This window comes from Arthrobacter sp. 08Y14, assembly GCF_002929455.1.
GTDB classification, from domain to species: Bacteria; Actinomycetota; Actinomycetes; order Actinomycetales; family Micrococcaceae; genus Arthrobacter_B; species Arthrobacter_B sunyaminii.
Genome location: NZ_PJIX01000003.1, coordinates 593,551 through 617,230, shown reverse-complemented (window position 1 = coordinate 617,230; position 23,680 = coordinate 593,551). Strand labels below are relative to the sequence as shown.

Sequence of the window (23,680 nt, the reverse complement as noted above, 5' to 3'; positions counted from 1 at the left end):
TTGCTCCTCCGACTGGACTTGAACCAGTAACCCTTCGATTAACAGTCGAATGCTCTGCCAATTGAGCTACGGAGGAAAGCGCGAGTTCTACTATACAGGGTTTTTGGTGTGTATATGCACATCCAGGTGTGTTCCGGATCTCATCACCCCGTTCCCCCGACCGGCGATCGACACTGCGCCCAAACACCGGCGCGGGCCAACAACCGCCATATCAGTCCCGCCGGTGGAAGTGCAATGGGAAGCCTGGATTTACCCGTCAACAGCAGCTATTGCTGTTGACCCCGTCCGGGGACGTTCATACCGTTCCCCACGCCGCTTCGGGCATGCTTCGAACCCAAGCGCCAACTTTGGCTGCCGTCTTGGTGGCCCCGCAATGTACTCAAGGGAGAGTTCCATGAAGGTACCGCGTTTACTCACCGCTCTTTTTCTGACCTCGGCGCTGGTCCTGCCGACGGTTCCGGCGGTGGCCGTGCAGCAGGATGGAAAGCGTCCACCGGGACAGTCCAAACAAGACACCCTGCGCCGAGCCGCACCGAAGGACTTCAACATTGGTTCAGCCGTTGCCGGCGGCGGTCACCACGAGACCCAGGACTACCCCGATCCCTTTACCTTCGACAAGGAATACCGCAGGCAGCTTGCCGCTGAGTTCAATTCAGTGTCACCGGAGAACCAGGCGAAGTGGGAATTCATCCATCCGGAAAAGGATGTCTACCGCTTCGCCGAAATGGATTCGATTGTTCGGTTCGCCCAAAAGAACAAGCAGGCAGTGCGCGGCCACACTCTCTTCTGGCACAGCCAGAATCCGGAGTGGCTGGAGCAGGGAAACTTTTCGAAAGAGGAGCTCCGCGGGATCCTCAAGGACCATGTGCAGACCGTGGTGGGCAGGTATGCCGGAAAAATCCAGCAATGGGACGTAGCCAATGAGATCTTCAACGACGACGGAACCCTGCGCACCACTGAAAACATCTGGCTCCGGGAGCTGGGACCGGACATCATTGCCGACGTCTTCCAATGGGCACATGAGGCCGACCCTTCGGCGAAGCTCTTCTTCAACGACTTCGGTGTCGAGGACATCAACCCGAAGAGCAACGCCTACCTTGAACTCATCCCCCGGCTGCAGGCACAGGGCGTGCAGGTTGACGGCTTCGCCATCCAGGGGCATCTAAGCACCCGGTACGGCTTCCCCGACGCCCTTCAGGCCAACCTGCAGCGCTTTGATGATTTGGGCCTCGAAACGGCCATTACGGAAATCGATGTCCGCATGGACATTGTTGCCGGCACCGAGCCAACCCCTGAGCAGCTCGCGCAGCAGGCGGACTACTACCAGCGTGCCCTCAAGGCCTGCCTGTCAGTCGAGGACTGCAACTCATTTACCATTTGGGGCTTCACGGACAAGTACTCCTGGGTTCCGGTGTTCTTCGCCGGTGAGGGTGAGGCAACAGTCATGGAGGAGGACTTCACGCGGAAGCCCGCGTACTATGCCCTGCGGAAAACCTTGAAGGATCCCTCTTCGGTCCCTGACGATGGAGGCGGGTCGCAGCCGCCGCCCACCGGCGAAACTCCCGGCGGCGTGTCATCCGGCTTCGAGACGGGGACCGACGGATGGGCGGCCCGCGGGGACGGCGTGCTGATTGAACAAGGCTCTGATGCCCGCACCGGGACCGGTAACCTGCTGGTCACGAACCGCTCCCAGGACTGGCACGGTGCCGCACTCGACGTCACCGGCGCCCTGCCTGTCGGCGCCGCCGTTCGGATCTCCGTGTGGGCCAAACTCGCCCCCGGACAGGAGCCGGCTTCGCTGAAGATCTCCGTTCAGCGTGACAACGGCGGCGGCAGCGCCTACGAGGGCGTTGCCGGCGCGTCCGCCTCTGTCACCGCCGACGGCTGGACCGAGCTCACGGGCACATACACCCTCGGTGCGGCTGCGGACAAAGCACAGGTGTACGTCGAAGGAACGGCCGGAGTGGATTATTTGCTCGATGACTTCAGTCTCGCTGAGGTTCCGGAGATCCCCATCCAAACCAATGTCCCCGCGTTGAAGGATGTCCTCGGTGCGCAGGGAATTGAACATGTGGGAGCAGCGATCGACGCGCGCGAGACAGCAGGCAGCGCAGCTAACCTCATGCGGAAGCATTTCAACGCCTTTACGCCCGAGAACGCCGGCAAGCCCGAGAGTGTGCAGCCCGTCGAAGGACAGTTCACCTTCACCCAACTTGACCAGCTGCTGGATTTCGCGGACGCCAACAATGTCCAGGTGTACGGGCATGTGCTGGTTTGGCATTCCCAAACCCCGGAATGGTTCTTCAAGGACGGTTCCCGGGACCTGACCGGCAATCCAGCCGACCGGGCCCTGTTGAAGGCGCGCATGGAGGCCCACATCAAGGGCATCGCGGATCACATCGACGCCCGCTACCCGAACGGGGACAGCCCCATCTGGGCCTGGGATGTTGTCAACGAGACGATCGCTGACGGTGACACCGCCAACCCGCACGATATGCGGGACAGCCGCTGGTTCCAGATCCTTGGGGAGCGCTATGTCGACGAGGCGTTCCGTCTCGCCGACCGGTACTTCCCGGAGGCCAAGCTCTTCATCAACGACTACAACACCGAAATGCCCGCAAAACGGGCGGACTATCTCGACCTGATCCGTGCATTGGAAGCCCGCGGCGTGCCCATCGACGGTGTGGGGCATCAGGCCCACGTCGACGTCGCCCGTCCGGTCCAGTGGCTCGAGGACTCAATACGGGCTGTTGAGAAGGTCAATCCGGACCTCCTTCAGGCGATCACTGAGCTCGACGTAAACGCCTCCACCGAGAACCAGGGCGCGGACGTCGGCGGAGCACCCGTGGACCCCTACAGTCCGGCTTTCGAGAACGACGCCGATGCCGCAGCCGAAGTGGGCTATTACTACCGCGACTTGTTCGCCATGCTGCGCAGGCAAAGTTCGGCGATCGATTCGGTAACGTTCTGGGGCATCAGCAACGCACGCAGCTGGCTGCGGACCTGGCCGATGGCCCGGCCGTGGGAGCAGCCGCTCCCGTTCGACGATGACCTGCAGGTCACACCGGCTTACTGGGGCATCGTGGATCCCGCGAAACTACCGGCTCGGCCCGCCGACGTCCTGGCTCCGCGGATCGCCGACCAGCCGGACGTGGTGGCTTACGCGAAGCGTGCCGGCCGGGTAAAAGTGTCCTACCCGCTGCCCTCGGCAATCGACACCCTTGACGGAAAGGTGCCGGTGAACTGCTCTCCGCGACGCGGCGGCTCCTTCGCCGTGGGGACAACCACGGTCACCTGCACAGCCACGGATGCAGCCGGGAACACGAGGACCAACAGCTTCGACGTGGTGGTGAAGAAGCACAGGCACTCCGGAAGGCACTGACCGCTGCATCACCCGCATAAAAAAATGAGGCCCGAACCGGTATTCCCGGTTCGGGCCTCATTCATTTGCTCCTCCGACTGGACTTGAACCAGTAACCCTTCGATTAACAGTCGAATGCTCTGCCAATTGAGCTACGGAGGAAAGCGCGAGTACTACTCTACAGAGGTTTTGCGGGGAAGCGAAATCGGTGCCTGTCAGGGGCCCTTACTGGTCTCCCCGCAACGCCCTGCGCTGCATTTCCAGCTCCATCAGCTCACGGTTCAACTGTTGGAACAGGGCCGGGTCCGCCGACGGATCGAGCCGCTGCAGCTGGCCCAGTTTCTCGGCTTTCAGATGTGTCACCTGAAGTTCGAACAGCCGGTTGAGGATGTCCCGGCAGTACCGCTGCAGGGCATCGTTGTCCCGGGCGTGCAGCGGTGTTACGGCAAGTTCGCTGACGAAGTCGCGGAGGGTGTCCGGCAGTTCCTGACGGACCTGTTCCACCCATTGTGCCGGGGCGGTGCCGGCATGCCCGGCGGCAATGATGGCGTTGTGCACGGCAAGGTAGGCCGGAACGGAGAAGCGGGCCGCCTTGAAGCGTTCCCACTGCCCCTCATCCAGCAGTCCCGGCTGCTGCAGGGCCACTTCCAATGCCTGCCGCTCCATGCGGGCGGCGGGATCCCTCGGGTCCGGCCGGGAAAAGACCGGTTCCTCCAGTACCGGTTCCGGCACGGACTGACCGTAACCGCCGCCGTTGTCCTGAGGCTGCTGGTAGCTTTGGCGGCTCCCCTGCTGGGCCTGTTGCTGGCCGCGGCGGTCCCGGGACTCGTGCTGGGAGCCGCGGGCGTCGTCGCGCCCACCAGCGGACGGAGCGGACTTGCCGTGCGTACCGCCTTCCCGCAGGCGTTTGGCAGCCGACGAGACGGCGCGCGTGACATCGTCGACGTCGGTGCCCAGCCAGCCGGCGAGCTCGCGGGCGTAGGCCGGGCGCATGGCGGGATCGCGGATTTCCGCCACCACCGGTGCTGCGGCACGCAGGGCCTGCACGCGGCCTTCAACTGTATTGAGATCGAATTTGCGCAGCGTGGAGCGGATGGAAAACTCGAACAGCGGCCGCCGGGAGCGGATAAGCTCGGCGACGGCGGTGTCTCCGTGTTTCTGCCGGATGTCGCAGGGGTCCATGCCCTCCGGGTCTACGGCCACATAGGTCTGTGCCGTGAAGCGCTGGTCCAGATCGAAGGCTTTCAGCGCAGCCTTCTGTCCCGCGGCGTCCCCGTCAAAGGTGAAGATCACCTCTCCCCCGGAACCGTCATCGGAGAGCAGCCTGCGGGCAATCTTGACGTGGTCCTCGCCAAAGGCGGTGCCGCAGGTGGCGACGGCGGTGGTGATGCCCGCGAGGTGGCAGGCCATAACGTCCGTATAGCCTTCGACGACGACGATCTGCCGGTCCTTGGCGATGGACCGCTTGGCCAGATCAATGCCGTAGAGGACCTGGGACTTCTTGTAGAGCGCGGTCTCGGGGGTGTTCAGGTATTTGGGTCCCTGGTCATCCTCGTAGAGTTTGCGGGCGCCGAACCCGATCACGGCTCCGGTCAGGTCGCGGATGGGCCAGATCAGCCGGCCGCGGAACCGGTCGTAGAAGCGGGAGGCGTCGGACCCGGTGGAGAACATGCCGGTGCCGGCCAGTTCCTCTCGGGTGAAGCCCTTGTCCGTGAGGTGTTTGAGCAGGGTGTCCCAGCCCTGCTGTGCATAGCCCACGCCGAAGTGGGCTGCGGCTGCCGGGTCAAAGCCGCGTTCCTGCAGGAAGTCCCGGGCGGCCTGCGCTCCGGGGGTGCGAAGCTGGGCGGCGAAAAACTCGGCGGCGATCTTGTGGGCATCGAGCAGGCGCTGCCGCTTGCCGACGTCTTCGCGGCGCGGTCCGGTTCCGCCGTCTTCATAGTGCAGTTCATAGCCGAGCCGCGCGGCGAGCTTCTCCACCGTCTCCGAGAACGTTCCGTGGTCCATCTTCTGGACAAAGGAGATAACGTCGCCGCTCTCGCCGCAGCCAAAGCAATGGTAGGTGCCCACCTGGGGCCGGACGTGGAAGGACGGCGAGCGCTCGTCGTGGAACGGGCACAGCCCCTTGTAGGATCCGATGCCGGCGGACTTCAACGTCACGTAGCCGTCAATCACGGCCTTGATGTCGGTGCGGGAGCGTACTTCGTCAATGTCTTCGCGTTTAATCAGGCCGGCCATGCCTCCAGTCTATTCTTCCTGCCCTAACCGCCGTGGCTGGTGACGCGCGGCACGCCCAGGGATCCAGTGCACCAAGGTCCCGCACACAGAGGATCCCGCCCGGCCATCGGCTGAGCGGGATCCTCTTGGATAACTACATCGGGTTACTGCTGATCCGTGCTGCCATCCTCCGCGCTGTCTGCCCTGCGGCGGCTGGCAGCCATTGCGAGGCCACCGACCAGGAGCAGTCCGGCCCCGGCGGCGAGGAAGCCGGCGGTTCCGTTGGCACCGGTGGAGGGCAGATCCGGACGGGCCGGCTTGACCGGTGCCGGGGTGGGTTTCGGCGTCGGAGCGACAACCGGGCTGTAGGTGTTGATGACGGTTGACTCAACTCCGCCGCCGGCCGGAATCATGACCGGTTCCGGAAGCTCCGCTGCCACGTTGACGGTACTGGTTCCGCCGCCGGCAGGTTCGGTCACCGTGCACTCGGTATCGGTGGGCAGGCCCTCGAATCCGGTGCTGACGTTTCCCGTGGTCCCTGCCGGGATACTCACCGTTTCATCCAGGACCGTGCCGTCCGGTCCGCACCGAACCCGCAGGACGACTTCGCCCTGTGCACCCGCCGCGTCGCCGGTAATGACCTTGGTGACCACCAGGGTTCCCGGCGTGAAGGAGTAGGTGTTGGCGACCGTGGCCGCAATGGAGCCGCCTGCCGGAACCGTCACCGGATCAGGAATCTCGGTAACCACGGAAACCTCAGTGGTAGCGCCGCTGGTAGGTTCAGTGACCGCGCATTCAGTCCCGGCCGGAAGGTCCTCAAACGTGGTGGTCACGTCATCCTGTGTCCCGGCCGGAATCGTCACCGTCTCATTGAGCACCGACCCGTCCGGACCGCACAGCACCTGCAGGACGACTTCGCCCTGCTGACCTGCCGCTTCACCCGCAATGGACTTGGTAACAGTCAAAGAGCCGGGAGCGACGGTGTAGGTGTTGGTTACCGCCGCTTCGGTCCCTCCGCCGGCAGGAACAGTCACCGGATCCGGCAGGACCGTGCTGACCTGGACCGTCTCCGTAGCACCTGTTGTGGGCTCCGTGATCGTGCACTCCGTACCGGCAGGCAGATCCTCGAAGACTGCAGGCTCCGGAACAACCGTCCCTGCCGGGATCGTCACCGTCTCATCCAGCACCGACCCGTCCGGTCCGCACTGGACCTGCAGGACAATCTCTCCGTGCTCAAGCGCAGCCTCCCCGTCGATGATCTTTGTGACCGTCAACGTCCCAGGAGCGAAGGTATAGGTGTTGGTCAGAGTGGAGTCAACAGTCTCACCGGCAAGAATCGTCACCGGGTCCGGCAGGATGGTTTCCACCAGGACTGACTCGGTTTCGCCGGTCTGAGGCTCCGTAACGTCGCAGGACGCTCCGGCGGGAATGTTGGTGTACCTGCCCGAGCCCTGTCCGGTGGCTCCGGCAGGTGCCTGGAACACCTCGTCCAGTACCGTAGCCCCCTCCGAGGTGCAGATGACACGGACCTGGATTACGTCCTGGTTGCCGGCTGCTTCGCCCCCGATCACCTTGGTGACTACCAATATGCCGGGCTTCAGCGAGTAGGTATTGGTCACCGTTGCCGTGGCCGTGGCCCCTGCCGCAATGACGACGGCGGTGGGCAAGTCAACGGAGACCTCTATGGTCTCGGTCTCTCCGGTGACGGGTTCCGTGACGGCGCAGGTGCTGCCTTCCGGAATGTCGATAATGGGGGTGGCGATGGTGCCGGTGGCCTGCGCATCGATGGTGACAGTCTGCTCCACGGTGGTGGCGCCGTCCAGGGTGCAGGTCACGAGAATCTCCACCTGGCCCTGCTGCCCTGCGGAAGCCCCGGCGATCACCTTGTTCAGTGTGAGCGCGCCGGGATTGACCGTGTAGGTGTCGGTGACCGTCACTTCCACGCCGTCGCCCGCCGGTATGGTGACGGTTCCACCGGCGGGATCGATAACTGTGGTGACGCTGACCTCAGCGTTGGTTCCGTCCGAGGTTTCCGTGACCGTGCAGCTGGTTCCGGCCGGCAGATTCTCATATTCCTCGGTTGTCGGTTCAGTGGTTCCCGCAGGAATGGTGATGGTCTCGCTGAGACCGGAGGTGCAGGTAACCGTCAGGACCACTTCACCCTGGCGTCCGGCGCCGTCCCCGGCGATGTCCTTGCGGACCGCGAATGTTCCGGGGCGGAACTCGTAGGTATCGGTAATGGTGGCTTCCACACTGCCGCCGGCGGGGACAGTTACTGTGCCCTCCCCGGAGACAGTGACGCTAACCGCTTCTGTTTCACCGTTCACAGTTTCCGTCACCGAGCACTCCGTGCCCGCGGCGAGGCCGGGAAACTCCGAGGCTTCCGGCTCTGTCTCACCGGCGGCAATGGTCACGGTGGTGTCCAGGACCGTAGCGCCGTCCGAGGTGCACACTACTGAGATCTGTACTTCGCCCTGGGCTCCTGCTGCAGTTCCGGTCACGATCTTGCGGACTGCCAGGGTTCCGGGCGTAAAGGTGTAGGTATCAGTGACGGTCGCTGTGACGGTGTCGCCCGAAGTAATGGTCTGAGGCCCCGGAAGGTCGGTGATGACCGAGACGCTGGTGCTGGAGCCGTTGGTTGGCTCGGTAATGGTGCAGACGGTGTCCACCGGGATGTCGGTGAACGTGTCGGAGGTCAAGGATCCGGTGCTTCCGGCCGGCACGGTGAAGGTGAACTGGTAGTCCGGGCCGCAGTCAATGTTGATGACCACATCACCTTGGCTGCCGGCAGCGGCACCGGCGATGGTTTTGGTGACCTGGAGGGAACCGGTTTCGAAGAATTCGGCCGACGCCGTGGCGTTTGCGCTCAGAACCTGAGTGTCAGCCAGGATCAGTTTTTGGGCGGCGGCTGTGCCCGGTGTAGCTCCGTCATAGAGGAACACGTTTCCCGTGGGCACTGTCACCGCCGCCCGCGCCGTGATTTCAGCAGGCCCGGTGCTCCCCGAGTCGCTGCGAACCCAGACCTGAGTACCGCTGGGAACAGTCTCCGGAAGCGGATCGTTGCCTGCCGCATCAGAATAAAGGCTGAACCCGTCATCCACGATGACCGTCACCTCAGCGGCATTCTCTGCGGCCACCGTATACGGGCCGGCAACTCCGTTGACTGGGCCTACGGCGCTGGCGGGGGTAATGGTGACGTCGGGGGCTGGCGGTTCGGGCTGCACCCCGCCGGCAATAGTCTCGGCAACGATGTTGGACACGGTGTTGTAGAGCGGGTGCCGCGGGTTGACGACGAAGCCGTCCGTGAAGAACCAGATGGCGGCCTGCACGGCGGCAGCCTTCTGATTGATGTCCAGGCCTGCAGGAGCATCAGTAGTCGGATAGTACGTGTTCAGGATCCTTTCCACGTACCCGATGTTCGGCACATTGGATTCATCCCACGTGCCGTTCGTGTATCCCAGCCCCACCCGGGTTTCCGTCCGCAAATCTATGCAGTACATCTGCGCCGTGTTTTCGCCCGTGACATCTTGGGTATTGATGATTCCGGCGAAGGACACGTCCTCCCGCTCATAGGTTGGAGGGATGACGGTCGGGTATTCCGTGACCGGCCAATCGGTTCCCAACGGGGGCAATGCCCCGTTGACAGCTTGTCCTTCACCGGTTGAGCTGATGCTGATGTCCGTCACATCGGACGTGGCCGCGCCTCGCAACGGGCCGCCAGGCTTCAGGGTGGCGTTGGCCGGAGCTCCCAGCGGGGCTGCCACAAGCAGCAGAGCGAGCAGGATCCCCGCCCAGTTCCGCATACGGGAAGGCTGCGGGGGCGATCCACGGCGACGGCGGCGGACGTTGACGTGTGGCTGGTCGCTCATGAAGAGTCCCCCGTGAGAGTTGTCCGGTAGAGGTGCTCCTGCGGCCAGTGGTAACCGAAGGGGTGAATGTTACACCTCAGATCCGAAACACTAACGAGACACTCCGGGCTCCGCCAGAGTCAACAGGGCTTTTTATCCGAGACAACCAGATGTTTTTACCAGAGCGCCGGAACCGGACCCACCAGCCGCTCGTGCAGTGCCAGCGCGGACCCGTCAGTGAGTGAGGCGACCTGGTCCACGACCACGCGCAGCCGGGCGCCGTCGTCGGCCGCTTCCCGCCAATCGGCAGCGAACATGGGTTCCAGATGCCGATCCCCCGTGGCGGCCAGCTGGGCTACCAGGGCTGTGAGGATCTCGCGCTGGCGTTCATACAACGGCTGGCGCTGGTCAGTGGTCATCACAAAGGTGGTGGCCAGGCCCTTCATGACCGCGATCTCCAGCTGGGTCTCCTCCGGAACCACCATTTCGGCGTTGTACCGGGTCAGCGGATCAGTGCCGTAGATAAGGCGGGTGGCTTCCAATGCACTGTTGCAGAACCGCCCGATCAGCTGGCTGGTCATGTCCTTGAGCGCGGCCATGGACTTGCGGCTGCCGTCGGACTCGCGGACCCACACCGGATCAGTTTCGAGCCGCTTGAGGGCCTCCTCAATCGCCGCTCCCTCGGTGCCGGGCAGGTACCACTGCTGGGTGTAACCGATGACCCGGGCGCGCTGGTCCGGGTTGTCCAGCCACTTGAGCTGCACGTGGCCGGCCACTATGGCGTCCTCAACGTCATGCACGGAGTAGGAAATGTCATCGGCAAGGTCCATGACCTGCGCCTCCAGGCAGGAGCGGCCGGCGGGGGCGCCGTCGCGCAGCCAGCTGAAGACAGGAAGGTCATCTTCATAGACGCCGAATTTGGTGGTCCGGTGGCCGTTCACCAGCGGCGCATCAGCGATGGACCACGGGTACTTGCAGGCAGCATCCAGGGAGGCCCGGGTGAGGTTCAGGCCGGCCGGGCTGCCGTCCGGTGCGATGATCTTGGGTTCCAGCCGGGTCAGCAGGCGCAGGGTCTGCGCATTGCCCTCGAACCCGCCGATGGCATGGGCAATGTCGTTCAACGCCGTCTCGCCGTTGTGTCCGAACGGCGGGTGCCCGAGGTCATGCGAGAGGCAGGCGGCGTCGACGACGTCGGGGTCACACCCGAGCGCGTTGCCCAGTTCGCGGCCCACCTGAGCCACTTCCAGGGAGTGTGTCAGGCGGGTGCGGACAAAGTCGTCAGTGTCCGGAGCCACCACCTGGGTTTTGGCGCCGAGCCGGCGCAGCGCCGAGGAGTGCAGCACCCGGGCACGGTCCCGGCCAAACTGGGTGCGGTTGGTGTTCTTGGCAGGCTCGGTGACCCAGCGTGCAAGGTCAACATCGGTATAGCCTGCGGTTTGGAAAGCCTGCGGAAAGGTCATGGGTGTTTAGCCGCCTGAGATGTTGAGTTCCGCTGCGGAGATGATGGACTTTTGCGCGGCGTTGAGCTCCCGCGATTCCAGCCAGTTCTCCGGCAGCGCTGTCTTTTTGGGTGAGCCCGCACGGCCGCGGGGGCCTTCGGCGTCAACGCCGGGATACGGGGCCTCGGGGTCCAGCTGGTCCAGCAGTTCGCGCAGGACTTCGAGCGTGGGGACGGTGGCGAGCTGGGCGCGGAGATCGCCGCCCACCACGTAGCCCTTGAAGTACCAGGCCATGTGCTTGCGGATGTCCCGCAGCGCCATCATTTCGCCGCCGAAGGTTTCCACCAGCAGTTCGGCGTGCCGGTAGACGCTCTCGGAAACTTCCTTCAGTCCCGGGCGGTGCCGGGTGTCGCTGCCCTCAAAGGCCGCCTGCAGGTCCCCGAAGAGCCACGGCCGGCCCTGGCAGCCGCGGCCGATGACGACGCCGTCGACGCCGGTCTGGCGCACCATGGCGATGGCGTCCTCAGCGGACCAGATGTCCCCGTTGCCCAGTACCGGCACATCCGGCAGGGCTTCGCGCAGCTCGGCGATGGCGTTCCAGTCGGCTTTGCCGGAGTAGAACTGGGATGCGGTGCGGCCGTGGAGGGCGACGGCGGCAACACCCGAGTCGCGGGCGATGCGGCCGGCCTCAAGGAAGGTCAGGTGATCCTCGTCGATGCCTTTGCGCATCTTGATGGTGAGCGGGATGTTGCCCTTGGAGGCTTCCCTCACCGCGGTCTGCACGATGGCCGTGAACAGGTCCAGCTTCCAAGGCAGGGCCGATCCGCCGCCCTTGCGGGTGACCTTGGGGACGGGGCAGCCGAAGTTCAGGTCAATGTGGTCGGCGCGGTCTTCCTCCACGAGGATGCGGATGGCGGCACCGACGGTAACAGGGTCCACGCCGTAGAGCTGGACGGAGCGGACCAATTCGTCGTCGTCGTGCTCGATGATGCGCAGGGACTCCGGCGAGCGCTCGACGAGGGCACGCGAGGTGACCATCTCCGAGACGTACAGGCCGCCGCCGTATTCGCGGCAGAGCCGCCGGAAAGCCTTGTTGGTAATGCCGGCCATGGGTGCCAGGATCACCGGCGTGTCCACGGTAATGGGGCCCAGCTGCAGCGGCGGCAGCTCGAGCTTGAGTTCTGGGGATGAAACAGTCACACCCCCATTCTCGCAAGCCGGTGCAAATCCTGCTGAGGGTTGTGGGGAACCTTCCGGCAGCGTGTCGCGGATGAGGACTGTTGTGCCTGCTCAGGAAGCTGATTGACATCTCTGCACTGACACCCCTAGCGTTCGGGTGGCCTGCATCACATTGACCCCTTTCCGCCGCTGCAGGCCGTCCATCCGCACCCTTCGGTTTCACTGCCGCAACCAGAATGAGGTCTTTGTCATGTCTACCGCCACCACCCGCTCGGCCGGCTCCGAGAAAGGCCTGGCCAGAGTTGCCCAGGCCCTGGCCCGCTGGACCGAGAAGTGGTTTCCCGATGCGTACATCTTCGCCCTGGCCGGAGTGGTCATTGTTGCCCTGGCGGCCCTGCTCAACGGATCCACGCCGCAGGACGTGGCGGACTCCTTCGGCAACGGCTTTTGGGACCTGACCGCCTTCACCCTGCAGATGTCCATGGTGGTCCTGACCGGCTATGTCGTGGCCACCTCTCCCCCGGTGGCGAAGCTCATCGCCCGGCTGGCCCGGGTTCCGCAGACCGCCACCACCGCCGTCAGTTTCGTGGCGTTCCTGTCCATGTCCGTGTCCTTCCTGAACTGGGGCCTGAGCATTGTCTTCGGCGGGCTGCTGGCACGTGCCATTGCCCGGCGCACGGACCTTCGCGTCGATTACCGGGCGCTGGGCGCGGCCGCCTTCATGGGCCTTGGTGCCGTGTGGGCTTTGGGTTTGTCTTCCTCGGCCGCACAGCTGCAAGCCACTGCGGCGTCGCTGCCACCGGCCCTGCTGGAAGTCACCGGCGTCCTGGACTTCGGCAAGACCATTTTCACCTGGCAGTCGCTGCTCACATGCGCCATCCTCATTGTCCTGACCACCGTGATCGCGCATCTATCAGCCCCCAAGGGCGAAGCCATCCGCACCGCTACGGAACTGGGCGTGGACCTGGACGACACGCCCGAGCCTGCCGCCACCCGGGAGCGTCCCGGAGAATGGCTGGAGTACAGCCCCATCCTGCCGATGCTCATGGGCTTGTTGACCGCCGGGTGGCTGGTCTCACAGTTCGTGACCAAACCGTTCCTCAGCGTGATCTCCAGCCTTAACGGCTATCTGCTGGTGTTCCTGATCCTGGGTCTGGTGCTGCACCGCACGCCGAGGAACTTCCTGCAGGCGGTCACCAAGGCAGTTCCCGCCACCGCCGGCATCCTGGTGCAGTTTCCGCTCTACGCCGCAATGGCTGCGATCCTCACAAAAGCCGAAGGCGGCAGCGGGACCACCCTCTCCGAGCATCTGGCCACGTTCTTCACCAACATTGGCGCCGGCGGAGCATTCGCCGTCGTCATTGCGCTCTACACAGTCATTCTGGGCATCTTTGTGCCCTCCGGCGGCGGCAAGTGGCTGGTGGAAGCTCCCTATGTGATGCAGTCCGCCACCGATGTGGAGATGAACCTTGGCTGGACGGTGCAGATTTACAACATTGCCGAGGCGCTGCCCAACCTGATCAATCCGTTCTTCATGCTCCCCCTCCTGGCCGTACTGAAGCTGCGGGCAAGGGACCTGGTGGGATTCACCTTCCTGCAGTTCATCATCCACCTGCCCGTCGTCCTGCTGCTGGTCTGGCTGCTCGGCATGACGTTCACCTTCGAGCCGCCGGTTATTCCTGCCCCGGCTCCGACAGCGCCGTAGGTTACGTCGGCAAGGTCAGGGCCGGTTGCGCAGCGAGCGCCGCGTTGGCGGTGCATCGACGGCGGGACGGGAAGGCGTCCCGCCGTCGTCGTGCGTTGCGTGCGCCGGAAGCGTCCCGCCGGCGTCATGCGTTGCCTCCGTACCGTGCGCAATCCCCTTGATACCCACCGCCTTGACCACCAGAACGGCGATGGCCGTGGTTACCGGGATCGCAAGCACCAGCCCTACGGAGCCGACCAGCGTCCGGATTACTTCCTCGGCCAGTTCACCGCTGGTGATGCTGTCCAGGAAGGGCCGGTCGTAGAGCGAGACGAGGATCAGCACCGGAAGCGCCGCTCCCGCATAGGCGAAGGCAATGGTGTAGACGGTGGAGGCAATGTGGTCCCGGCCCACCCGCATGGCCCCGGAGAAGAGCCGCCTGGCGCTCGCTCCGGGCGCCAGCTCGTACATCTCCCACACGGCGGAGGACTGCGTGATGGTGACGTCGTTCAGCACACCGAGGCCCGAAATGATCAGCCCGCACAGGATGATCCCGGACACGGAGATATTGTCCGAGGAGTTGATGAGTGTGTACGCGTTTTCGTCGTCGACCCCCACCAGGTGTGCTGCATCGGTCGCCCAGGCCGCCAGGCAGGCCGTGATCGACAGTCCGAACAGCGTCCCCAGGAGCGCCGTCGACGTCCGCGCCGTAAAGCCGTGCGCAAAGTACAGGACACCGAACATGATCACGCTTGAACCGATCAGCCCCAGCAGCAGCGGCGGCTTGCCCTCCACCAGCCCGGGCAGGATGAATCCGGCGAGCACCGCGTAGGCGCCGGCGAGCCCAACCAGGGCACGCAGCCCCCGCCAGCGCGCGACGGCGATCACCACGCCCGCGTAGAGCACTGTCAGCGCTGCCATGGGAATGGAGCGGACAAAGTCCACGAAAACGTAGGGCGGTGCGCCTCCGCCCTGCGCCATGATTGCTTCAAGATTCAGGTAGCGGATGGTGTCGCCTGCCTCGACGGCGCCTCCCTTGGCGACCTCAGGCGGAACTTCCACCTGGATGGTGGTGCCCCCGGAGTTCGGAACCGTGTACGCCACCAGGCACTGCTGGGCTGTTCCTCCGGCATTGACCAGGGCCTGCGACGACGGACAGTTCTCCTCGCTGACGCGCTGGACCTTGCCGGTTTCGAAGGTGACGCCGTCTGCGGTGGCGTAGGGATCGGACACCGTGATGCCGGTGCGGTCCCCGGAAGGCCAGAGCAGGACCATGCCGATAACGGCCAGCAGCCCCAGCGGAACCAGGATCCAGGTCAGCAGGAGGTTGGCGCGGCGCCGGGCGGCCAGTGCTGCCGGGGACGGCGGCTCATCGGAGTGCGGGGAATGACTGTGTCCCATGGGAGGGTCCTTCGGCTCTGGCACGGACATGCAACGGAGGTGGCGCGGGGTTGCAGCCCGGAGGACGGGCGCAGGAAACTCGGATCGGCATCATTGTCCCAAGTCCGGACGTTTTCTCCCAAGTTGGGCTTCCCCGGCCTGCCGGGTGCTGAAATGCCGCGGCCGGCCCGGACCTCTAAGATCGAAGCAGGCCATCACAAAGAAGAAGGAACGTTTCCATGCCACGCCAGTCAGGTACCAAGCGCGCAATCCTCGAGGCCGCGTTGGAGCTGGCGGCGGACAACGGCATCACCGGAACCACCATGGAGAACGTTGCCGAGCGGGCCGGCGTCGCCAAGGGCAGCGTCTATTACAACTTCACGTCCAAGGACCGGTTGTTCGAGGAGCTGCTGCTGGAGGGCGTGGGGGTGCTGGCGGAAACGGTGCGCAGTGCCCGCTCCGCACTCACGGGGTGGCCGGCCCTGCAGGCCATGGTCCGCGCCCTGCTGGAAACGGTGGCCGACAACCGCGCCCTGGCCCGGCTCCTGGCCGCCGAGATCTTCCGGACCGACCGCGCCTGGCAGCCCTCCCTGGAACTGCTTCGCCGTGAAGTCCTGGGCGAGTTCATCATCCCCATCCGGGAGACCTCTCCCCCGGCGGAGATGGACGGCCGCCTGGAGCTGGTGGCCGGCAGCGTGTTTGGTGCGGCTTTGATCGGCGGACTTGATTGGCTGGTGTTCAATCCGGAGCGTTCACTGGATGAAGTCACTGAATCGGTGCTGTACGGGATCTCCGGCCGGCTGGCTGCCTAGGCTTGTTTTGCCCAAGTGTGTAGATGGAACATCTGCATGCATCCCTAGTACAGATACGGGGGCTAAACGTCGCTTGTAAGCCCGTTAGGTGTTCCAGGGACGCCGGCCACGGACCGGACGCACTGCACGGCGCCGGCTCCCTCACGCACAACGACGGCGGGCGCCGATCCCGAAGGAACCGGCGCCCGCCGTCGTCGTTATGCCCCGGCAGAGGCAAAGACCACAGAGACTCTCTAGCTGCTGACGATCTCCGTAGCCGGACCGACCTCGCGGGCCGCGCCCTTTTCCAACAGCGCCTGGATGATCCGGGCCACGGGAGCCATGGACTCGTCCACCTCCAGCTGCACCGGATACTGATAGGTCAGCATGGCCAGCAGCGATTCCAGTGCCGCTTCCTGCTCGGACCGTTCCAGCTTGGTGTCGTAGCCCAGGAACACGTCGGCGGGCTCATCGGTGCGGTTGTGCGTGTAGCTCACGGCAAACGCAGCGATCTTTCCACCCTTAGCCTTCGGCGCATCGCGCAGCACCACGGCGCCGGCGGCACCGGTGGCGTCATTGAGCAGCATCTGCTGGGCGCGGCCCAGCGTCATGTCTGCCCGGTCCCAGCCGTGCACGCTGTTGTAGAACTCGGCCACAGCCTGCGTCAGCTCCACCGAACCGGTGGCGGCTTCCTCCAGCTGCGGACCGGCGTCGTCGGAGAACACGGGCAGGCTGATCCGGCCCGGTTCCACCACTACAACCCGCGAACGCTGGATCCGCGAGAATCCGGCGGCTTCGGCAAACGCCGCGCCGGAAGTGCCCGGCTCCACCTTCGCCCGCAGGGCGGTAACTCCCGACGGCGCCGTCTCGGCTTCCTTGCGCAGCATGGCCAACAGGGTGGATCCGAGCCCGGAGCGCCGGTTTTCCCGGGCCACCTCCACGTAGATCCACAACCGGTCCGGATGCAGCGAGGTTTCGTAGACGACGCCGGCGGCCACCGGAACGCCGTCATCCTCGGCCACGATGCAGCGGCTCCAGGGCTCGTTGGAGGACGGCCGCAGCACAGCCCGGAACTGGCCGGACTGCACCGTTTCCGGATCGCCCCAGAGCTGATTCAAGGCCAGGTCGTCATCTTCGCGCCATTCGCGGAAAGTCAGTGCCATTACGCTCCGATCAGCCTCTGCGCGAGGTAACCCTCAACCTTGTCCAGGCTCACGCGTTCCTGCGCCATCGAGTCGCGTTCGCGCACGGTGACGGCCTGGTCTTCGAGCGTGTCGAAGTCCACGGTGATGCAGAACGGGGTGCCGATTTCGTCCTGGCGGCGGTAGCGGCGGCCAATGGCGCCGGCATCGTCAAAGTCGATGTTCCAGTTCCGGCGCAGCTGTGCAGCGAGGTCCTTGGCCTTGGGAGAGAGGTCCTCGTTGCGGCTCAGCGGCAGCACGGCGGCCTTGACCGGCGCCAGGCGCGGGTCAAGCTTCAGGACGGTGCGCTTGTCGACGCCGCCCTTGGCATTGGGGGCTTCGTCCTCGGTGTAGGAGTCCACGAGGAACGCCATGAAGGAACGGGTCAAACCGGCGGCGGGCTCAATTACATACGGGGTGAAGCGCTCGTTGGTGGCCTGGTTGAAGTAGCTCAGGTCCGTGCCGGAGTGCTTGGAGTGTGTACCGAGGTCGAAGTCGGTGCGGTTGGCAATGCCTTCCAGCTCGCCCCACTCGGACCCCTGGAAGCCGAAGCGGTATTCGACGTCGGTGGTGCCCTTGGAATAGTGGCTCAGCTTTTCCAGCGGGTGCTCGAACAGGCGCAGGTTCTCCGGATCGATGCCCAGGTTCACGTACCAGTTGAACCGGTTTTCGATCCAGTACTTGTGCCATTCCTCGTCCGTGCCCGGCTCGACGAAGAACTCCATTTCCATCTGCTCGAACTCGCGGGTGCGGAAGATGAAGTTGCCCGGCGTGATCTCGTTGCGGAAGCTCTTGCCGATCTGGCCGATACCGAACGGCGGCTTCTTCCGCGACGTGGTCAGCACGTTGTTGAAGTTCACGAAGATGCCCTGCGCGGTTTCGGGGCGCAGGTAGTGCATGCCCTCTTCATTGGCCACCGGACCCAGGAAGGTCTTCAGCAGGCCGGAGAATTCCTGCGGCTCGGTCCACTGACCCTTGGTGCCGCAGTTGGCGCAGGCAATGTCCGCCAGGCCGTTCTCGGGGGCGTGGCCCTTCTTTTCCTCGTAGGCCTCTTCGAGGTGGTCCGCACGGTAGCGCTTGTGGCAGCTCAGGCATTCAACCAGCGGATCGGAGAAGACCTCAACGTGGCCGGAGGCCTCCCAGACCTGGCGCGGGAGGATGACGGCGGAATCCAGCCCGACGACGTCGTCGCGCCCGCGGACCATGTGCTGCCACCACTGCTTCTTGATGTTTTCCTTGAGTTCGACACCCAGGGGGCCGTAATCCCATGCAGAGCGGGACCCGCCGTAAATCTCACCCGACTGGAAGACGAACCCCCGGCGCTTGGCGAGGGAGATGATCGGATCCAGTTTGGATTTGGTCGAAGCCATGGAATGGTACCGCCGTTCTTTCGTGTCTGCGCAGGCCGCTGGGTGCGGTCCGCTTATGGTCCCGCTGCAGTGTGCACCGGCAGGTTGCGCGGCGAGGAACTGCAAAGGGCAAAAAGCTACAACTACCAGCTTAAGGTCACTGCGGCCAAAGCCGGGCACGCGGCACGGTGGGCACAGTGCGCGGGTGAGGGACAGGCCACGGGAACGTGACGGGAACCATAAATAAGCCTGCGGTAATAATTAGGTCACATATTTGTTGCGTAACCCCCTGACTTCATACGATTCAGGAGCCTTGCTTAGGATTCCCTTACCTAAGCCGGCGCACTTCCACTCCACTCAACAAGAAGCCGGACGGTACGTTCCGGCTGGATTAGGTTGCCTTGAAAAACCAACAGAAGAGCCACCGTGACCCTGCCGTCGGGAGGCGGACTTGGCGCCCAATGGCGGGCGCCCTCGCGGCAGCGGCACTCGCGGCCGGAGGCCTGGCCGCCTTCTCCTTCACCGCCGCGCCGGCCGAGGCGATGGACCACACCGCGCCAGAGCACACCACGCCGGATATGACCGTGCCGGAGCCCACCGCCCCAACGGATCCGGGGCACGAGCACGGCGGCGACCCGCAGTACTCCACCGCCTATCTCGAGCGGAACTGGAAGCCCACCGCCTATGACACATGCTCGGCGGAACTTCACGCCGAGTACACCGCGCTCGGTCCGGACGGAAAGATCTATCCGACCTGGCACCCGGCACAGGTCATTGATCCGGCCACAGGCAGCATGTGCACGTTTGGGCACGAGCACGGCGCGGACCCGGCCACCTCGGACATCTACGACTGGGTGGTGGATTACCTGACTCCGGCAGAGGCCGACGGGAAGACCGGCATACCGTTCGGCTACGCCAGCGAGGCGCTGATGATGTACGGCGCCGAGCATGAAGGCATGGCCATGCGCCACGAAGACAATGCCGGCCACAAAATCTTCCTGCAAAACAACGTTGAACTCATCGATGAGAACCGCGAATGGGTACTGGACGCTCAGGGAGCGGTTGTCACCTGCGATTTCCTCATCAAACAGCATCAGGGCAGCTGGTCCCCTGATGCCACATCGAACAATGCCCATGAAGCCATTTACGCGTCCAAGTGCTCTGACGGCACCGAAATCATTTCGACGACGCTGAGCAAGTTCGGCAATTCCAACGAATTCCACAAGAACTGCGGCGCACTTGAAGCCGTGGCCACCATGGGCAGCAAGCTGCCGGCGGGCTACGGCGGATCCCGGCAAATCCCCGATGCCGCGTGCGTTGCGGAGCATGCCACCGGCGAGGCCGCCTCGCTGTGGGGAATCTATGAGCTGTGGAAGGGCGAAAACCGGATCACAGCAGCTGACGGCACTCTGCTGGCGCATTTCGACCCGTGGTTCGGCGTGCGAAACCCCAGCCGCTACTACGATCCGGCGAACAGCGACGCCGCGCAGAACAAAAACGGCATCTCACGCCCGGTGGACCTGGCCTGGGGAGAAAACGCCGCCGCCGGATTCCCCTGGAGCACCGTGAATTCGCTGGCACCGCTTGACTGGCAGGATCCGGCCTCTCCGTTCGACGGCGCGCAGCGCGACTTCTATCTGAACCAGAACTCAGTCACCCCCGGAACCCCGTCCGCTGTGTACACCGACCCCTACGGAACGGGCGGCTCCGAAACTGCGTTCACCGGCAGCATCCGGCAGCATCTCGTCGCCGGAACCGCCACAGGTGCAGTGTCCCTGAGCACGCAGAAGTTCGACACTGCAGCCGACTTTGGAAAGAACAACGGCGTTCACGCCCCCAACTAAGCCCGGAACGAGCCAAATTAACATGTTGTATGAAAATTCATCACCGCGGCGCCGCCTCCTGGCGGGCGCCGCAGCACTGGCCGTTGGCGTTGGTTCGCTGACCGTTGCCTGGCCGCTGGCCGCAGCCGCCGAAGAAACGGATCCGCTGCTGGCGGGCAAGAGCGTCTGGCAGGGTGAGGCCAACGGCACCCTGGGGTTTAGCGTGAGCAGCTCCTCCTGCGACGTCAACGGTGACGGGATGGATGACACCATCCTGGGTGACTGGGGCTGGGACCGCCCCGGCTACGTCAACACCGGCGCCGCCTATGTTGCTCTCGGCACCGGAACGCCGTCAGGCGGCGACGTTGCTGATCCTGACGCTTCAGGCACCATCCGCATCGACGGGCCCTCCGTCACCGTTCCGGCCGGCGCATGGGTTGGCTGGGCTGTGTCCTGTCTGGGCGACACCAACGGCGACGGCATTGACGACTTTGTCCTGGGGGCGGGCAGCCGCGGTTACCAGCAGGCCACCGTGATCTTCGGTGCGCGGGACTTCTCCCCCGTGGATCTGGACTTCCTCGGCACGCGGGGATTCGTCATTGAGGATTCCGGCGCAGCTGACAAGGCCACAGCGGACAACTCCACCGATAACTTCGGTTACTCCGTGGCAGCAGTGGGCGACCTCGACGGCGACGGACTGGACGATATTGCGGTTGGCGACATTCTGGCCGACTACAACGGCCGGACCAACAGCGGTCGGGTTTGGATCGTCAAGGGACAAACCTCCGTGCGCACGGTCAACGTCCAGACGGATGCCGGCCGCGTAATCCGCACCATTGACGGTGCAGCCGCCCAGGACCGCCTGGGTACGGTCAGCGGTGCGGGGGACGTGAACGGTGACGGAGCCGCAGACCTGCTGGTGTCCGCCTACACCGCCGCTCCCTGGGGTGCGGAAGTCTCATCCTCCGGTGCCGCCTACGCCCTGTGGGGCGGCCGGACCGGTGCCCTGGACCTCGCCGCGATGACCGATGACGGCTTTATGATCTACGGCCCGCAGCGCCAGCGGGACCGGCTGGGCGCATCCATTGCCGGTGTCGGCGACATCAACAATGACGGGTTCGCCGACATCGCAGTGGGAGCCGACGGCGCGTCCCGGCCGGATGCACCCCGTAACGGCGGAGCTGCCGTGATCTTCGGATCGGCGTCGTCTGCCCCTGTCATGACGGCTCCGGAAGCCTCCGCCGCCACCGTCTTCAGCTGCAGCTCAGGCTCGGCGGATGCCACGTGCACCGACGGCGAGACGCAGGAACGCGGCTACTGGATTGAGGGGGCCGCCGACGGAGGCCGGACCGGCGCTTCCGTGGCGGGCATCCCGGACCTCAACGGCGACGGAACACCTGAGGTGCTTCTGGGCTCGGCCGCAAACGGTGAACTCTGGGCGGTGAACGGCCTGCCGAACGGCTCGGGCCGCCTTGGCCTGGCCGGGCTGCCTGCTGAGTCAGGACAGCTGCTGGGAGCAGACGGCGGAACGTCTGTCGGCGTGGCCGGAGATTTCAACGGTGACGGCAGCCCGGATGTGGTGGCAGGCGGAGGGAACGCGGTTTCGCTCTACCTCCTCTCGGCGGCCCCGGCAGCACCGGCACCTGAACCGACGACAGATCCGGCACCGGCGCCCACCGACGAACCGACGCCGGAACCGTCAGCTGAACCTACGGCTCCCGCACCGGAACCGTCTGCTGAACCCACAACGGAACCGTCAGCAAAACCCACGGCGGCCCCGTCACCGGGCACCGGCAGCACTCCGCCCCCGGGGGGTTCAGACTCCGACGGGAGCACGGAGGAGCCGGATGGAGCCGCAGCCGAGGCAACGCCGGACACCGGTTCGAAGGCTCCGCTGGCGGAAACCGGCGTGGGCAAGAGTTTGCCCTGGATCGGCGGAGCGGCAGTTCTGCTCCTGGCCGCCGGAACCTGGCTCCTCATGAAGAGGCGCAGGGCGTAACAACCCGCTGCAGGAACAAATAAGCAGACCGTCCGGCGGAATCCGCCGGACGGTCTGCTTGCATGTGGGGCACTGACTGCTTACCTATGGGGCTTACCGCGCCGATGGCCAATCAGTTCAACCCCATCAGCTGAACTTCAAAACCACATCAGCTGAACAACGACTGCCCGATGTACTCCCCTGCCTGAATCCCCGGCGGGACCGCAAACAACCCGCTGCCGGTGTGCCGCAGGTATTCCGCCATGAGGTCATTCTTGGCCATGGCCGACTGCATCGGGACGTAGTGCGAGCGCGGATCCACCAGATAGGCCACGAAAAACTGTCCGGCGTCGAACCGGCCCAGGTCATCCGTGCCGTCGGCATAGTTGTAACCGCGGCGCAGCATGTGCACTCCGCCGTTGTGGTCCGGATGGGCCAGCGCCAGGTGTGACGCTGCGTCGATCAGCGGCCCGTTTCTGCCCGGCAGCGAAAAATCGGGTGCCGTGAATTCGTCCCCTCCGGACAGCGGGGCACCCTCTCGCTTGGTGCGTCCCACGACCAGTTCCTGCTCGCGCAGGGTGGTCCGGTCCCAGGTCTCCACGTGCATTCGGATCCGGCGCATCACCGCGTAGGTGCCGCCGTCGAGCCATGCTTCAGCAGCCGGGCTGCCTCCCACCCACACGTGTTTGTCCAGCAGGTCCCGATCCTGCGCCATGATGTTGGCGGTGCCGTCCTTGAAGCCAAACAGGTTGCGCGGCGTCACCTGGCCCGTCGAGGTGGAGGCAGTCCGCCCAAAGCCGAGCTGCGACCACCGCACCCGCGCCCGCCCGAAGGCAATCCGGGAGAGGTTCCGCACCGCATGCACCGCCACCTGGGGATCGTCGGCGCAGGCCTGGACCATCAGGTCCCCGCCGGTCCGGTTCGGCTCAAGGGCATCCCCGGAAAAGAGCGGAAGATCGATCAGCGCAGCGGGCAGGCGGGAGCGGACTCCGTAACGGTCCTCGCCGTCCTTCTCGAACAGCGTCCGGCCGAACCCGAAGGTAATTGTCAGGTGCGCCGCGTGCAGATCCTGTGCTTCGCCGGTGTCTTCGGGCGGTGCGTCGTAGGCACCGCCCGAAGCTCCGGTGGCACCGACGTCGCGGCCCGCCGTCATGGCTTCCGCGGCTTCGGTCCAGTCCCGCAGCAGCGAAATGACCGATTGCCGCGTGGACGCCGTCAGATCGAAGGCCGCGGTGTGCATGTGGTCCTGGGCGTCCGTAGTGATGCCCGCCTGATGCGCGCCGTAAAGGGGCACGACGTCGTTGACCGGCGAACTGCGCTCCCTTCCCGCTGCGAACGCCCCGGCAGCACCGGCGGCAAGTCCGATGCCTCCGGCTCCGGCCGCAGTGAACAATCCCCTGCGGCTCAGGCCTCCCCTGCCGCGCGATTCTTGCGGACACATGTGTTTGCCGCC

The 23,680-nt window shown here is 64.7% G+C and carries 13 protein-coding genes and 2 tRNA genes; 5 read left to right on the top strand and 10 right to left on the bottom strand.

Translation table 11 applies throughout. The annotated features are described in order from the left end of the window. Positions 1-3 precede the first annotated feature (3 nt). Positions 4-76, bottom strand: a tRNA-Asn gene (locus tag CXR03_RS15145). Between the two features lie 318 nt (positions 77-394). On the opposite strand from CXR03_RS15145, the gene CXR03_RS18725 reads away from it, so the two are divergent. Continuing rightward, positions 395-3,382 (top strand): endo-1,4-beta-xylanase, encoded by a 2,988-nt coding sequence (locus CXR03_RS18725; RefSeq protein WP_258073676.1) that lies wholly within the window; start codon positions 395-397, stop codon positions 3,380-3,382. 68 nt (positions 3,383-3,450) lie between these two features. On the opposite strand, the gene CXR03_RS15135 is transcribed toward CXR03_RS18725, so the two are convergent. The 5 genes from CXR03_RS15135 to dusB form a co-directional block, all read right to left on the bottom strand. Then, positions 3,451-3,523: transfer RNA gene (locus CXR03_RS15135), tRNA-Asn, on the bottom strand. A gap of 63 nt (positions 3,524-3,586) precedes the next feature. Then, the gene (gene dnaG / locus CXR03_RS15130) at positions 3,587-5,596 is read right to left on the bottom strand and encodes a DNA primase (RefSeq protein ID WP_104055334.1); all 2,010 of its coding nucleotides are present in this window, start codon (positions 5,594-5,596) and stop codon (positions 3,587-3,589) included. Positions 5,597-5,739: 143 nt separating this feature from the next. After that, complete coding sequence (locus CXR03_RS15125) at positions 5,740-9,444, bottom strand: thioester domain-containing protein (protein ID WP_104104545.1); 3,705 nt, start codon at positions 9,442-9,444, stop codon at positions 5,740-5,742. 155 nt (positions 9,445-9,599) lie between these two features. Beyond that, entirely contained in the window at positions 9,600-10,883 is a 1,284-nt protein-coding gene (locus CXR03_RS15120) for a deoxyguanosinetriphosphate triphosphohydrolase (protein WP_104104544.1), read from the bottom strand. 6 nt (positions 10,884-10,889) lie between these two features. Beyond that, positions 10,890-12,062: a tRNA dihydrouridine synthase DusB gene (dusB, locus tag CXR03_RS15115; protein ID WP_104055331.1), complete on the bottom strand. Its 1,173-nt coding sequence runs from the start codon at positions 12,060-12,062 to the stop codon at positions 10,890-10,892. A gap of 229 nt (positions 12,063-12,291) precedes the next feature. Between dusB and CXR03_RS15110 the strand changes: the two genes are divergently transcribed. Further along, entirely contained in the window at positions 12,292-13,746 is a 1,455-nt protein-coding gene (locus CXR03_RS15110) for a short-chain fatty acid transporter (RefSeq protein ID WP_104104543.1), read from the top strand. Positions 13,747-13,761: 15 nt separating this feature from the next. Here the strand turns inward: CXR03_RS15110 and CXR03_RS15105 are convergent, their stop codons facing one another. Continuing rightward, the gene (locus tag CXR03_RS15105; RefSeq protein ID WP_104104542.1) at positions 13,762-15,126 is read right to left on the bottom strand and encodes a YibE/F family protein; all 1,365 of its coding nucleotides are present in this window, start codon (positions 15,124-15,126) and stop codon (positions 13,762-13,764) included. Positions 15,127-15,344: 218 nt separating this feature from the next. On the opposite strand from CXR03_RS15105, the gene CXR03_RS15100 reads away from it, so the two are divergent. Beyond that, entirely contained in the window at positions 15,345-15,917 is a 573-nt protein-coding gene (locus tag CXR03_RS15100) for a TetR/AcrR family transcriptional regulator (protein ID WP_104104541.1), read from the top strand. 233 nt (positions 15,918-16,150) lie between these two features. On the opposite strand, the gene CXR03_RS15095 is transcribed toward CXR03_RS15100, so the two are convergent. Both CXR03_RS15095 and CXR03_RS15090 read right to left on the bottom strand, forming a co-directional pair. Next, positions 16,151-17,059 (bottom strand): GNAT family N-acetyltransferase, encoded by a 909-nt coding sequence (locus CXR03_RS15095; RefSeq protein WP_104104540.1) that lies wholly within the window; start codon positions 17,057-17,059, stop codon positions 16,151-16,153. Beyond that, positions 17,059-18,447 carry a glycine--tRNA ligase gene (locus CXR03_RS15090; protein WP_104055326.1) on the bottom strand — a complete coding sequence of 463 codons (1,389 nt, stop codon included), beginning with the start codon at positions 18,445-18,447 and terminating at the stop codon, positions 17,059-17,061. The genes CXR03_RS15095 and CXR03_RS15090 overlap by 1 nt, the downstream gene beginning before the upstream one ends. A 440-nt stretch (positions 18,448-18,887) precedes the next feature. On the opposite strand from CXR03_RS15090, the gene CXR03_RS15085 reads away from it, so the two are divergent. Together CXR03_RS15085 and CXR03_RS15080 are read left to right on the top strand one after the other, a co-directional pair. Then, positions 18,888-20,270 (top strand): hypothetical protein, encoded by a 1,383-nt coding sequence (locus tag CXR03_RS15085; protein ID WP_104104539.1) that lies wholly within the window; start codon positions 18,888-18,890, stop codon positions 20,268-20,270. Between the two features lie 22 nt (positions 20,271-20,292). Next, the gene (locus CXR03_RS15080; RefSeq protein WP_104104538.1) at positions 20,293-22,248 is read left to right on the top strand and encodes an FG-GAP-like repeat-containing protein; all 1,956 of its coding nucleotides are present in this window, start codon (positions 20,293-20,295) and stop codon (positions 22,246-22,248) included. Positions 22,249-22,396: 148 nt separating this feature from the next. Here CXR03_RS15080 and efeB read toward each other — a convergent pair whose 3' ends face one another. After that, positions 22,397-23,668 (bottom strand): iron uptake transporter deferrochelatase/peroxidase subunit, encoded by a 1,272-nt coding sequence (gene efeB / locus CXR03_RS15075; protein WP_104104537.1) that lies wholly within the window; start codon positions 23,666-23,668, stop codon positions 22,397-22,399. Positions 23,669-23,680 lie beyond the last annotated feature (12 nt).